The sequence below is a fragment of the Aeromonas sp. 604176 genome, assembly GCF_049170755.1.
Lineage (GTDB): Bacteria > Pseudomonadota > Gammaproteobacteria > Enterobacterales > Aeromonadaceae > Aeromonas > Aeromonas veronii_A.
On sequence record NZ_JAAKNE010000048.1, the window covers coordinates 15,945 to 28,481 of the forward strand.

Below are 12,537 nucleotides of genomic sequence, written 5' to 3' on the forward strand. Positions count from 1 at the left end.
GCATAAAAAATGCTCCGAATGGGGCACTCTATCAGCGGGGATAGTGTGAAGAGGGTTTAATCCATCACCGGGATACCTGCCCTCGCTTCGGCCTGACGGGCGATGGCATCGGTCATCCCCTGAAAGATAAAGAGGTGGAACGGCAGCATGGCGAGCCAGTAGGCCAACCCCCAGGCGCCCTGCGGGTGCCAGTGAGCGGTGACCCGGATGCGGGTCAACCCGGACTCCTCCGGCAGGATGTTGAACTCCAGCCGCCCGACGCCCGGGGCCTTCATGTTGAACAAGAGATCGAGCCTGCGCCCCTCATCCACCCCGAGGATCTGCCAGGAGTCGAGCATATCCCCCTTCACGAAACGATCCGGATTGGTGCGGCCACGGGTGCGGGCCGGGCCGCCGATCAGATGATCCATCCATTCGCGCACCACCCACAGCTCGTTCATGTAGAAATAGCGTTGCTCCCCCCCCAGCTGCTGCAACACCTGCCACACCACCTCGGGGGAAGCGAGGCAGATGGCCTCGCCGCTGGCGGTACGGTCATAGAAACCATATTCGGGATGGCGCCAGCGCAGGCCGAGCGGCGTCTCCTGCCCCTGCTGTTCGGCACCCAGCTTCTGCTCCAGCGCCAGACTCTCCGCCAGCGCCTCGTCGAAGCTGAGCAGGGTCTGTGGCAGCAGGGCACGCAGCGGGCCGTCATCCGCCGGAATATCGTGCTTGAGACCGCCCACCAGCGCCTTGGCCACCGGCTGCGGCACAGAAGTGACAAACTGCAGCCACCAGGCAGAAAGACGCGGGCTCAGAAACGGAATGGGAATGATGGGGCAGCGCTTGCCGATATGGGCGGCGAACTTCTGCAACTGCTGCTGATAGCTGAGCAGCTCGGGGCCGACCGCATTGAAGATGCGGCCATCCACCTCGTCGGCTTCCACCAGCCCGCCCAGATAGTGCAACAGGTTGGACAGCGCAATCGGCGGCGTGCGCGAGCGCACCCATTTGGGCGTCACCATCAGCGGCAGGTTGAATACCAGATCCCGCATCACCTCGAACGCAGCCGAACCGGGCCCGATGATGATGCCGGCGCGCAGCTCCACCGTCGGCACACCGGATTCGCGAAACAGCTCGCCACAGTGGCGGCGGGAGTTGAGATGGCGGCTGTTGCACTGCTCGGGCTGGATTGCCCCGAGATAGATGATGCGGCGCACCCCGGCGGCACGGGCGGCGGCGGCAAAATTCTTTACCCCCTGCTGCTCCAACCGGTGAAAATCGGCCCCCGCCCCCATGGCATGCACCAGATAGAAGACGGTATCGATGCCCGCCAGCGCAGGCAGCAAGGTGATCGGCTTGAGGCTATCGGCGAGGCGAAACTCGACTCCCTCAGGCAAGCGGCAGGGACGGCGCGCCCCGGCAATCACCCTGTAGCCCAGGGTTTGCAGGTGGGGCACCAGATAGGAACCGATATAGCCTGCCGCTCCCATCACCAGACAATTTCTCATCCTCTCTTCCTCTTCACATGTTGCGCCCTGCGCTTGGGCAAACGGACCAGCACCCGCATGCCCATCATCCTGCCACGCCGCCACCTTGCAACCTAGTACTAACCACCTCCCTGATTAGTCCGATTTGGTGTTAAGCCCTGCTCATCAATTGGTCGATAACTGACCAGATGTATAGCGCCGAGGGCGAACGTATGCGCATCGATCACTACGACCTCCAGGGGGAGGTGCAATACCGGCAACAACAGGCCCAGAGCCGCAAGGTACGCAACCTCGGGCCCGTGCCACCCGCCGTCAATCCACCGGAGGGCAACAACACGGCTGCGGCCGGCGAACGCAGCAGCACTCTGACCCTCACCAGCGCCCTGACGCTGCAAACCGCAAGGCAATCCGCCGCCAGTCAGCAAGCAGCAACACAGCCCTCCCCGCCCGCAGCGGACGTCGGCAAAGAGCAGGATGGCATTCCCGACGATGGGCTGGATAACCGCCAGCGACTGATCAAGCTGATGATTGAGGCGATGCTGGGCCACGAAATCGAGCTGCCCAAGCCGATCAAACCCTCCGAAGAGGGAAGCGATGGAGTGACCCAAGGAGACGCCGCGGCTCAAGCCGCCGAGCCGGATCAACTGGTGGAGGTGACTGACACCCTGCTGCAACAGGAGCAGCTCAACGTGGTGGCATCGGCCAGCGTAGCGACTCGGGATGGTCAGACTATTCAGCTCGATCTCGGCTTTGTGCTCGACTGGCGCCAGCTGGAGGTGAGCCAGCGGCGCACCACCCTCAATGCCCTCAAAGATCCGCTGGTGCTCAGTCTGGATGGCAAGATTGCCGATCTGACCGAGGCACGGGTCACTTTCGATATCGATCAGGATGGCAAAGAGGATAGCCTGCCGGGCTTGAGTGAAGGGAGCGGCTTTGTGGCGCTGGATCGCAATGGCAACGGCACCATAGACGATGGGGGCGAGCTGTTTGGTGCACGCTCCGGCAATGGCTTCGGCGAGTTGGCGACCCTGGATGAGGATGGCAACGGGGTGCTGGATGAGGGGGATAGCCAGTTTTCAGCCCTGCAGTTCTGGCATCCGGAACACGCACCTATCGCGCTGGTCGAACTGGGGATCGGCGCCATCCTGCTGCGCCCCCTCGACACCCCCTTCAACCATCTGGGGGAGAGCGGCAATCAGGGGGTGCTGCGCCAATCCGGCCTCTATCTCACCGAACAGGGTAAAGGAGGCTGGGTGCAGCAGATCGATCTGCGGGTCTGAGCCTTTAAACAGAATCAGCAGCCCGGTCGCTGACGAGATCTGCCAGCGACCGGCTCCGGCACTATCAATTCAGCTCGGTGGGGTCGATGTCGAGGCTCCAGCGCACCCTTTTGGTCTCAGGCCAGCCTTCCAGCTCCTTAACCGCCCAATCCAGCAGTTGGGCCAGCGGTGCCCGATTCGGCCCCTGCACCAGCAACTGCATGCGAAACTTGCCCGCCTTGCGCTCCATAAAGCCGCTGATGGGCCCCAGCACCTGAACGTGAGGATAGCGGGCGCTGCGCAGGGTATCGGCGAGGCGGGCGAGGAACAGCTGCACCTCGTCGCGGCCGTTGGCCTCGGCCCTAAACAGCCCCTGATAGCTGAAGGGCGGCAGCCCCAGCAAGCGGCGCTCTTTCAGCGCCGTATCGGCGAAGTGGCCGTAACCGTTCTGGGTCAGATCCTGCAGCAAGGCGTGCTCCGGATGGTGGCTCTGCAGCACTACCAACCCGGGTTTGCTGGCGCGACCGGCGCGGCCCGCCACCTGGGTGTAGAGCTGGGCCAGCTTCTCGGCGGCGCGAAAATCGGCGCTGAACAGGGCTCCATCCACATCCAGCAGACCCACTAGGGTCACATCCGGGAAGTGGTGGCCCTTGGCCAGCATCTGGGTGCCGATCAGGATCTTGTACTTGCCTGCCTTGATGTCGCCGAGATGGGTCTCCAGCTCCCCCTTGCGACGGGTGTTGTCCCGATCGATGCGCACCACCGGATATTGCGGGAAAACCGTGGTAAGCAGCTGTTCCAGCTGCTCGGTGCCCACTCCCGATCCAATCAGCTCGTTGCTGCCACACTCGGGGCAGTGGTGGGGCAAGGGACGCACGCTGTCGCAGTGGTGGCAATGCAGCCGCCGCCCGGCCTGATGCCAGGTGTACCAGGCGTCACAGCGCTCGCAGGCGGCGCTCCAGCCACACTGGTGACAGATCAGAGCCGGGGCATAGCCACGGCGGTTGAGAAACAGCATCACCTGATTGCCCGCCGCCAGATGCTCTGCCATCAGCTGCTCCAGCTGGGGAGAGAGCCCAGCCTGCAGCCGCACGTTCTTGATATCCAGAATCACCTGACGGGCGGTCTGGGCATTGCCGGCACGGCGGGTCAGGGCGAGGTGGTGATACTTGCCGGTGCGGGCGTTGTGCAGCGTCTCCAGCGACGGGGTAGCCGAGCCAAGCAGGATGGGGATACCGGCACGATGAGCCCGCATCACCGCCAGATCCCGCGCGTGGTAGCGAAAACCGTCCTGCTGCTTGAAAGAGCCGTCGTGCTCTTCGTCGATGATGATGATGCCGAGGTTGTGAAACGGGGTGAACACCGCGGAGCGGGTGCCGATCAGGATGGCGGCACCGCCGTCGCGGCAGGCGAGCCAGGCATCGAGCCGCTCCCGATCGTTCATGGCGGAGTTCATCGCTACCACCGGCACGTTGAAGCGGCGCCGGAAGCGGTTGATGGTCTGCGGGGTGAGACCGATCTCCGGCACCATCACCAGCGCCTGCTTGCCCGCCTTGAGCAAGGGCTCGAGGATGCTTAAATACACCTCGGTTTTGCCGGAGCCTGTGATGCCATCCAGCAGAAAGGCACCGAACTTGTCGCTCTGGCTGGTAACGGCAGAGACGGCCAATGCCTGTTCGCCATTGAGGCGCAGCCCCTCCCCCGGCTCAAAGCGGGCAGACCAATCGCCATCGTGGCTCGGCTCCAGCGAACGCTTCTCCAGCAGCCCCTTCTTCTCCAGCGCGGTGAGTGCGGCGCTCTGGATCTCCTCCTGTTTGAGGGCAGAGGGGGTCTGCGGCCCCTTGCGCAGCAAGGCGAGCGCTTGCTGCTGCTTGGCCGCCCGCTTGAGCTCGTTGATGTCGATGGCCATGCCCGCCTCGGTGGCAAACCAGAACTCCAGCTCCCGATAGGCGGCTGGCTCCCCCTTGCGCACCAACACCGGCAGGGCATGGGGCAGCACTTCCCCCAGCGGATGCTGGTAGTAGCTGGCGCTCCAGTTCATCAGCGCCAGAATATCCGGCCCCAGCACCGGAGCCGTGTCCAATACCCGTTTGATGGGCTTGAGCTTGTTGCGGGGCACCTGGCTGTCGGCCGGATGATCCACCACCAGCCCGACCAGGGTCTGGGGACCGAAAGGGATCTCGACCCGGCAACCGGGGGCAGGTAACGGCAGGGGAGAGAGATAGTCGAAGTGACGGCGTAACGGTACCGGGACAGCGACACGAACCAGATCCAGCGTTTGGGAAGAATTCACCAGGGGTTGCCTATTTTTTCTGCGAAGCCACTTGCCTGATCTCAGGCATTTCCTATATTATTCGCAGCCTTTGAAACTGTGTTCAACAATCGTGTGGTGTCCGACAAGAGATCGGATGGCGACACGGCCTATTAATTGAGGTTGTCCATGAAAGCTGGTATCCATCCTGACTACGTAGCCATCACCGCCAAGTGCTCTTGCGGTAACGTCATCAACACTTTCTCTACCATCGGTAAAGATCTGAACTTGGACGTGTGCTCCGAGTGCCACCCGTTCTACACCGGCAAGCAGAAAGAAGTTTCTAGCGGCGGCCGCGTAGACAAGTTCAACAAGCGTTTCGGTGCGATGACCACCAAGAAGTAATTTTACTTCTGAAGAATTCTGAAAAAGGCGCCCAATGGGCGCCTTTTTTACGATCCCTGTTTTTCATCCTTCATGTTCCCGCAGCCAGACGCACTCTCCCCTACTGGCCAAACCCTTTGGAACGACGCAAATAGACATACCCCTCACCCGGGCTACCCCAGCGCGGGCTCCCTGCGTTGTCATAGGCTCGATCCAGCAGTCTGACGCTGTCGGGGCCAATCCAGATATGCTGCACCAGCGTCGTGGCACCACCAAAATCGGTGGAGCAGTGGCCCACCCGGGTGTGACCGGCATATTCGCCGGAGGGGGTACGGGTCAACCAGATCTCGCATCCGTGGCGCAAGGAGAGCTGCTGCGGGGTCAGACTGTCGAGCAGGGCGGGATCATGCCAGGCACCGGCAAAATCGGTGGCACGGGGCATGGTCAGTTCGGCCATCAGGATCCGCCCGTCAGGGGCGGGTGAGAAGCGATAGATGCGCTGGCGGAAAGGACGGACGGAGCGCAGACTCAGGTACTGCTCGGCATAGACCCAGCGATAGCCCTGATAGCCGGGCCAGATCTCCATCAGGCGCAGCTCGGCACTGGTAAAGCGGCTGTCGTAACTGGCCTGCTCCCGGCTCGTAAAGGCCCCGTTGAACCAGCTGAGTAGCGGCTCCATACCGGGCTTGAGTGGGGTATCCTGGGGCGCCGCCCCTGCCAACACCAGGCAGGAACAGAGCAGCCCGAATACGGCCACCAGCAACTTTGCCATCGAATCCTTCCGAATCATCATAGTGGCGGCGATTATATGAGCGAATTTCTCCAATAACAGCCATTACGATCAAATCATTGCCACTCTGGTGCAAAAACCTCATAAGGATGCCAGTCCGCTCACTAAACCCGATATTTTGCCACCGCCTTGTTGAGCAGCTGGGCCTGCTCGTTGAGACCCTCGCTGGATCTCGCATTTTCCTCCGCCATGATGCTCGACTCCTGGGCGATGTCGCGGATGTTGTTGACGTTGCGGTTCACCTCGTTGGCCACCAGACTCTGCTGTTCGATGGCTGCCGCAATCTGGGTGCTCATATCCATGATGTTGGTAACATCCTGAGTGATCTGCCCCAGCAACTCCCCTGCGGTACTAGCCTGATCCGAGCTGCGGTTGCCCTGCTCGCGGCAGGTCGCCATTACCTCGACGATGCTGCCGGTCTGTTTCTGCAGCGAGCTGATGATGCCGGCAATCTCCTGGGTCGATTTCTGGGTACGGATGGCCAGATTGCGCACCTCATCGGCCACTACCGCAAAGCCACGTCCCTGATCCCCTGCCCTGGCTGCTTCAATGGCCGCATTGAGGGCCAGCAGGTTGGTCTGCTCGGCAATGCCGCGGATCACATCGAGCACGGAGCCGATGGTCTCGCTCTCTTTTTGCAGCTGGCTCACCTCGCGGGATGAACTCTCCAGATTGCCCGCCAGCGAGCGGATCTGCTCGACAGTATTCTCGACCGCAGCCCGCCCCTCCATCGCCTTGTTGTTGGTCGCCTGCGCATTGTTTGCCGCCTGCTCGGTATTGCGGGCGATCTCTTCGATGGTGGAGCCCATCTCGGTGGAAGCGGTCGCCACCATATCGGTCTCTTGCAGCTGACGCGCCGCCCCTTCACTGGTGCGCTTGACGTTGGCAGAAAGGTGATCCGCCGCTTCGGTCAGGGTATGCACGCTCTGCTTCACATCGCCAATCAGGTTGCGAAACCCGCCCAGCATCACATCGAGATTGCCTGCCAGCTGGGCCATTTCATCTGCCCCGCGCAACTCTATCTTCAGGCGCAGGTCATTATCCTGACGAATGCGGTTGACGGTGTCATTCACCTGAGTAATGGGACGGTCGATGCTGCGCCCCAGCAGCACGCTCATGATGCCGATCAGCACCACAATCACCCCGCCACAGACCAGCATCAGGCTGTTGAGGCGAGCGCTCTGCCTCTCCAGCTCAGCGACAATGTGTTGATCGACGGCGGCAAACCCCTGTTCGGTATGATGCACCAGATCCCGCATCTGGTTGCGCAGCCCCTCATCCTCTTTCAGCCCCAGTACCTGCATCCCCTGCACCAGCGCCACAAAGTCCTGCCGGTACTGCTTGCTGGCCTGCTCCAACCTGCCGCGATCCCCCTCCGGCAAGGTGGCAAGACTATCCTGAAAACTTTTGTGCAAGGTCTCGAAACGCTCCAGATACTGGATATCGGAGCGCAGCATGAAATCTTTCTCCGCCCGCCTCAGCTGCAACATGGTGATGAGCAACCCCTGCTGATCCAGCTGCTTGAGCCCATTCTCCACCTCATGCACCGCCGCCCTCAGCTTGCCATAGAGCCCCTCCTCCGGCCCCAGACCAATCTTCTGCTGCTGGGCCACCAGATCGTTGAAGGCTTTGCCATAGCCGCTGATCTGCTGATCCAGTCTGGTCAGCTCCCCCTCGACAGCCGCCAGATTGTCATCGGTCACCAGCTCCCGGTTGTGCTGGTGAAAGTCTGAGAGCCCCTGATTGAAGCGCTCGACGAAGGTCATATCCTTGCGGATCAGAAAATCCTTCTCGGCCCGCCGCAGGTTGAGCATGGCGATCTCCAGCTGGTCGATATTACGCTGGGCTTCGGTCAGATGACGGTGCACCTGGCTGGAGTAGATAAACAGGCCGCTCAGTACCAGCATGGCAACGGCAACCAGCACGGTATTCAGGATCAACTTATGACGGATAAGCACGATGGACCTCTCGCAAACTGGCAGTGAACTGCATTGAGCTTATGCAGAAAAGCGGCGACAGGTGATCTGTGCAAGGAATATTCATTGAAATGCCACACCCACTCCTTATACTGGTTGCACCTGTTTCCAGCCGTGGATTTGACACTATGGAATACAATACTTCTGAACTGTGCGACATCTATCAGGACATGGTGGATGTGCTTGAACCCATGCTCTGCTCCTTCGGCGGCCGCGCCTCTTTCGGCGGCGTCATCACCACCGTCAAATGCTTCGAATCGAATGGTCTTATCCGTGAACTCGTCAAAGAGAACGGACTGGGACGCGTCTTGCTGATCGATGGCGGTGGCTCCATGCGCCGAGCTCTGATCGACAGCGACATCGCCACAACAGCAGCAGAGAATGATTGGGAAGGGATTGTCTGCTACGGCTGCGTCCGCGAAGTCGATATTCTGGAAGATCTGGATATCGGCATTCAGGCACTGGCAGCCATTCCGGTCGGTGCCGACAGCAAGGATGTAGGGGAGACCGATCTGCCGGTCAACTTCGGTGGCGTGACCTTCCTGCCTGACGACCACCTCTACGCCGATACCACAGGGGTAATCCTCTCCCCCGAGGCACTCGATATCGAGTAAGCCACAGACAGCGTGATGACGGGAGCCTTGGCTCCCGTTTTTTATGCCTGCAACTTGCTGAAAAATGACAAAAAAAGAGGGCCAGATAAACTGGCCCTTAACTGGAAGCAATGTGAGCAATGTCGTGCCTTCACAAGAAGTCCATCACGTTGGAACGAATGAAGTCTTTCCCGGAAAACAAGTTAACAATAATCATTCTCATTTAACTAGGCAAGCGCTATTTGCAGAAAGTGCAAAAAAATTGACCACCGCGAAGGGTGGTCAATCTGGTCAGGCTTGCCGGGTGGCCGTTTGCAGGCTGGATAATCCGGCCTCGCCCACCAGCTTGCGGCTGAGGTAGCGCAGCAAGACACCGTAAAGCGGCACGAACAAACCAAGGCTTATCAGCAACTTGAATACGTAATCGACGGTTGCGATCTCGACCCAGTGCTCTGCCATGAAAGGATCTGTGGTGCGCCAGAAGGCCACACTGAAGAAAGCGATGGTATCAACCAGATTACCGAACAGGGTAGAGGCCGCTGGTGCAATCCACCACTGCTTGAGCAGACGCAGCCGGTTGAACACCACCACATCCATGAACTGCCCTACCAGATAGGCCATAAAGCTGGCCAGCGCGATACGCGCTACGAACAGGTTGAACTCGGCCAGATGACCAACGCCCTGGAAGCTCCCTTCGAAGAAGAGCACGGAGAGCGCATAGGAGACTGCCAGCGCAGGCAGCATCACGGTCTGGATAATCTTGCGTGCCAGACCGGCACCGAAGATCCGCACCGTCAGGTCAGTGGCCAGGAAGATAAACGGGAAGCTGAACGCGCCCCAGGTGGTATGGAAGCCAAACACGGTGATCGGCAGCTGCACCAGATAGTTGCTGCTGGCAATGATCAGGATGTGGAACAACGACAGGCGAACGAGCGCCGTTTGGTACTGCGCAGGGGTCAGATTCATCTTGTGACCTTTTTGGTTAATGGGGTTAGGGAACCCATATCGCCACCATTGGCGATAATCGAGGGGCGAGATTATACGCCCCAAAACCGATAGTTCAATCTTTATGCGATTACGCTTGTCCAGGTTGGCCTGCGACAAAGCAGGCCTTGTGGGCGATAGTCACGCCTTGTGCTGTCTGGCGAGCCAGAGCAGCGCCTCCCGATCCGCCGGGCGCACCGCCTCCAGCCAGCAGCCGCTGTAGTGTTCATACTCCAGCCGAAACTGGCTCTCTTCAAACGCCAGCAACCAGCTATGGCGGTCGGCCCCCGCATCCTGCTCGAGCGGCTGCAGCTCCCACTCTCGCAGCAAGGCCTGCGCCAACAGCGGGAACGTGTCCCAGTCGAGAGCCGGACAATCCAGCGTCACCACGCCAGCTTCGTTATCTACCTGTTTGATTTGCCAACTCATTCCCTGTCTCTCAGCTGCTGCAGGAGAGCTCACCACCGCAATACCATGCCGGAGTCGGGGTGGCGAGATCCTCATATTCGGGTTGTTCATCATAGGGGTGCTGCAAGGCGGCGAACAGCCGCTCGAACGGCTGCATATCCCCTGCGTCGGCGGCGTCTATCACCTGCTGGGCCAGCGCATTGCGCAGCACATACTTGGGGTTGATGGCATCCATCTGCGCCTTGCGCACGGCATCCTCGCTGCCTTCGCGCATCAGCCGCGCCCGATAGCGTTCCAGCCACGCCTGCCAACCCACTGGTTCAGGCAACAGGGCCAGCAGAGATGCAGGCCCCCCCCCCTCTTGCGTCACCTCACCGAGACGGCGAAGGAACAGGTGGTAATCCACTTTGTTAACCGCCAGCAACCGGAACAGCTCGCGGAACAGAGCCGGGTCATCCTCCTCCCACACCGCCAGCCCGAGTTTGGCCCGCATCAGTTCGGAGTAGTGCAGCATCAGCTGTTGCTCGTACTGGGCCAACGCTGCAGCCAGCGCATCACCGTCTACATGGCCAGCCAGCGCCTGCGCCAGTTTTTGCAGATTCCAGTAACCGACCGCGGGCTGCTGATCCAGCGCGTAGCGGCCCGCAGGGTCCGAGTGGTTGCAGACAAAATCGGGCACGTAGGAATCGATAAAGCCATAGGGGCCGTAATCCAGCGTCAAGCCGAGCAGCGACATGTTGTCGGTATTCATTACCCCGTGACAGAACCCCGCAGCCTGCCATTTGGCAATCAACCGCGCGGTGCGGCGCACCACTTCGGCAAACAGTTCGGCGCCACTCTCCAGCTCGGGGAAGTGGTGGCGCAGCAGATAGTCGATGAGTGGCGGGATCTTCTCTCCCTGCCCGCTCCAGGCGAAATACTCGATATGGCCGAAGCGCAGATGGCTGGGGGCGGTGCGCAGCACGGTCGCCCCGCTCTCAACCTGCTCGCGATAAACAGGCTCCTGACTGCCCACCAGCACCAGCGCTCGCGTGGTCGGGATGCCGAGAGCATGGAGCGCTTCGGAGGCGAGATACTCACGGATACTGGAGCGCAGCACGGCGCGACCGTCACCAAAACGGGAGAACGGCGTCTTCCCTGCCCCCTTCAGGTGGAGATCCCAGCGCTGGCCATCCGGCGCCAGCTGCTCACCCAACAGCAGCGCGCGACCATCCCCAAGCCGGGGGCTATAACCCCCGAACTGATGGCCCGCATAGACCTGCGCTACCGGCTGCATACCGGGCAGCACTTTTCCCTCGCCACAACAGGCGATCCAGTCAGCCTCGCTGACGCCTCCCAATCCCAGCTCACCCAGCAAAGTCCGGTTGAGATGAAGCAACCGGGGTTGCTGCAGCGGCTGGGGGACCACGGGTTCACAGGCCCAAGGCAGCTCGGTCGCAAAAGTGTTGATCAACTTCATGGTTGTGCCATTCGTCCCTGCGTATGCTCGTGTCACTCTTTATACTGCCGTCAGCCATGCTTGCGCTAACTGGCGACCATCATTTTTCAATTCAAGGAGAAGAAGATGCAAAAATGGGTATATGCCCTGCCCTTGCTGGCACTGGCGTGGGGTCATCAGGCCAAGGCTGCAGATATCGAGGCAGGCAAAGCCAAGGCTGCGGTCTGTGCCGCCTGTCACGGCGTGGAAGGCAAGGCGATGATCCCCAACTATCCCCATCTGGCGGGTCAGAATGCCGCCTATCTGGTGAAACAGTTGAAAGCGTTCAAGGATGGCACTCGCAAAGAGCCCTTGATGGACCCCTTCATGGCGCCGCTGACAGATGCGGATATCGACAATCTGGCGGCCTTCTACGCCAGCCTGAAATAACCTCGCGTCTGACCCCAGGTTCTTCCGAGCCGCGCTTACCCTGGTCGATTAGGCTGCCTAATCGACCCTAACGACGGCAGTAGTCGATGATCAGATCCATAAAGGCTTCGCCAAAGCGCTCCAGCTTGCGGTGCCCGACACCGTTGATAGCCAGCATCTCGTCTTCGGTCATCGGCATCAGCTGAGCCATCTCCACCAGAGTCGCATCGTTGAACACCACGTAGGGCGGCACCTCTTCGTCCTCGGCAATCTGCTTGCGCAGGCCGCGCAACTCCTTGAACAACCGCTTGTCGTAGTTGGCGTTATCGAGCAGACCGTTGCGCTTCTCCTTGCGGCTGGAGATAGGCTGCAGGCGGGGTACCGCCAGTTCCAGCTTCACATCGCCACGCAGTACCGGACGGGCCGCTTCGGTCAACTGCAGCACCAGATTGCGAGTGATGTTCTGGGTCAGCAGCCCCTTGTGGATCAGCTGGCGGATCACGCTCATCCAGTATTCGTGGCTCTGATCCTTGCCGATGCCGTAGGTCGACAGCTTATCGTGGCCATGATCCTTGAT

Annotated in this window: 12 protein-coding genes; 4 read left to right on the top strand and 8 right to left on the bottom strand. The window is 60.4% G+C overall.

What is annotated here, in order from left to right:
* Nucleotides 1-56: 56 nt before the first annotated feature.
* Nucleotides 57-1,490 (bottom strand): DUF2867 domain-containing protein, encoded by a 1,434-nt coding sequence (locus tag G5358_RS10575; RefSeq protein ID WP_421324065.1) that lies wholly within the window; start codon nucleotides 1,488-1,490, stop codon nucleotides 57-59.
* Nucleotides 1,491-1,657: 167 nt separating this feature from the next.
* On the opposite strand from G5358_RS10575, the gene G5358_RS10580 reads away from it, so the two are divergent.
* Nucleotides 1,658-2,749 (top strand): hypothetical protein, encoded by a 1,092-nt coding sequence (locus G5358_RS10580; RefSeq protein ID WP_075116211.1) that lies wholly within the window; start codon nucleotides 1,658-1,660, stop codon nucleotides 2,747-2,749.
* A gap of 64 nt (nucleotides 2,750-2,813) precedes the next feature.
* On the opposite strand, the gene priA is transcribed toward G5358_RS10580, so the two are convergent.
* On the bottom strand, nucleotides 2,814-5,021 hold the full coding sequence (gene priA, locus G5358_RS10585; protein ID WP_216952660.1) for a primosomal protein N': 2,208 nt from the start codon (nucleotides 5,019-5,021) through the stop codon (nucleotides 2,814-2,816).
* 147 nt (nucleotides 5,022-5,168) lie between these two features.
* On the opposite strand from priA, the gene rpmE reads away from it, so the two are divergent.
* Nucleotides 5,169-5,384, top strand: coding sequence for a 50S ribosomal protein L31 (gene rpmE, locus G5358_RS10590; RefSeq protein WP_005340673.1), 216 nt, complete (start codon nucleotides 5,169-5,171; stop codon nucleotides 5,382-5,384).
* A 100-nt stretch (nucleotides 5,385-5,484) separates the two neighbouring features.
* On the opposite strand, the gene G5358_RS10595 is transcribed toward rpmE, so the two are convergent.
* Both G5358_RS10595 and G5358_RS10600 read right to left on the bottom strand, forming a co-directional pair.
* The gene (locus tag G5358_RS10595; RefSeq protein ID WP_268012668.1) at nucleotides 5,485-6,135 is read right to left on the bottom strand and encodes a chromophore lyase CpcT/CpeT; all 651 of its coding nucleotides are present in this window, start codon (nucleotides 6,133-6,135) and stop codon (nucleotides 5,485-5,487) included.
* A gap of 122 nt (nucleotides 6,136-6,257) precedes the next feature.
* Nucleotides 6,258-8,111 carry a methyl-accepting chemotaxis protein gene (locus G5358_RS10600; RefSeq protein WP_216952658.1) on the bottom strand — a complete coding sequence of 618 codons (1,854 nt, stop codon included), beginning with the start codon at nucleotides 8,109-8,111 and terminating at the stop codon, nucleotides 6,258-6,260.
* A 146-nt stretch (nucleotides 8,112-8,257) separates the two neighbouring features.
* On the opposite strand from G5358_RS10600, the gene rraA reads away from it, so the two are divergent.
* Entirely contained in the window at nucleotides 8,258-8,743 is a 486-nt protein-coding gene (gene rraA, locus G5358_RS10605; protein WP_005340678.1) for a ribonuclease E activity regulator RraA, read from the top strand.
* A gap of 270 nt (nucleotides 8,744-9,013) precedes the next feature.
* On the opposite strand, the gene G5358_RS10610 is transcribed toward rraA, so the two are convergent.
* The 3 genes from G5358_RS10610 to G5358_RS10620 all read right to left on the bottom strand — a co-directional run bounded on the left by G5358_RS10610 (nucleotide 9,014) and on the right by G5358_RS10620 (nucleotide 11,573).
* Nucleotides 9,014-9,688 carry a 7-cyano-7-deazaguanine/7-aminomethyl-7-deazaguanine transporter gene (locus tag G5358_RS10610; RefSeq protein ID WP_005340680.1) on the bottom strand — a complete coding sequence of 225 codons (675 nt, stop codon included), beginning with the start codon at nucleotides 9,686-9,688 and terminating at the stop codon, nucleotides 9,014-9,016.
* Nucleotides 9,689-9,847: 159 nt separating this feature from the next.
* Nucleotides 9,848-10,135: a DUF3630 family protein gene (locus tag G5358_RS10615; RefSeq protein WP_216952657.1), complete on the bottom strand. Its 288-nt coding sequence runs from the start codon at nucleotides 10,133-10,135 to the stop codon at nucleotides 9,848-9,850.
* A 10-nt stretch (nucleotides 10,136-10,145) separates the two neighbouring features.
* Nucleotides 10,146-11,573, bottom strand: coding sequence for a protein adenylyltransferase SelO (locus tag G5358_RS10620; protein ID WP_421324066.1), 1,428 nt, complete (start codon nucleotides 11,571-11,573; stop codon nucleotides 10,146-10,148).
* A gap of 105 nt (nucleotides 11,574-11,678) precedes the next feature.
* Between G5358_RS10620 and G5358_RS10625 the strand changes: the two genes are divergently transcribed.
* The gene (locus tag G5358_RS10625) at nucleotides 11,679-11,981 is read left to right on the top strand and encodes a c-type cytochrome (protein WP_005340687.1); all 303 of its coding nucleotides are present in this window, start codon (nucleotides 11,679-11,681) and stop codon (nucleotides 11,979-11,981) included.
* A gap of 67 nt (nucleotides 11,982-12,048) precedes the next feature.
* Here G5358_RS10625 and G5358_RS10630 read toward each other — a convergent pair.
* A partial coding sequence (locus G5358_RS10630; protein WP_421324067.1) for an HRDC domain-containing protein occupies nucleotides 12,049-12,537 on the bottom strand: 489 nt, incomplete at its 5' end.

What these genes read in the sequence shown, in the direction of transcription:
- G5358_RS10575 (WP_421324065.1), bottom strand. Translation starts at nt 1,490, where the DNA reads ATGAGAAATTGTCTGGTGATGGGAGCGGCAGGCTATATCGGTTCCTAT.
- G5358_RS10580 (WP_075116211.1), top strand. Translation starts at nt 1,658, where the DNA reads ATGTATAGCGCCGAGGGCGAACGTATGCGCATCGATCACTACGACCTC.
- rpmE (WP_005340673.1), top strand. Translation starts at nt 5,169, where the DNA reads ATGAAAGCTGGTATCCATCCTGACTACGTAGCCATCACCGCCAAGTGC.
- G5358_RS10595 (WP_268012668.1), bottom strand. Translation starts at nt 6,135, where the DNA reads ATGGCAAAGTTGCTGGTGGCCGTATTCGGGCTGCTCTGTTCCTGCCTG.
- rraA (WP_005340678.1), top strand. Translation starts at nt 8,258, where the DNA reads ATGGAATACAATACTTCTGAACTGTGCGACATCTATCAGGACATGGTG.
- G5358_RS10610 (WP_005340680.1), bottom strand. Translation starts at nt 9,688, where the DNA reads ATGAATCTGACCCCTGCGCAGTACCAAACGGCGCTCGTTCGCCTGTCG.
- G5358_RS10615 (WP_216952657.1), bottom strand. Translation starts at nt 10,135, where the DNA reads ATGAGTTGGCAAATCAAACAGGTAGATAACGAAGCTGGCGTGGTGACG.
- G5358_RS10620 (WP_421324066.1), bottom strand. Translation starts at nt 11,573, where the DNA reads ATGAAGTTGATCAACACTTTTGCGACCGAGCTGCCTTGGGCCTGTGAA.
- G5358_RS10625 (WP_005340687.1), top strand. Translation starts at nt 11,679, where the DNA reads ATGCAAAAATGGGTATATGCCCTGCCCTTGCTGGCACTGGCGTGGGGT.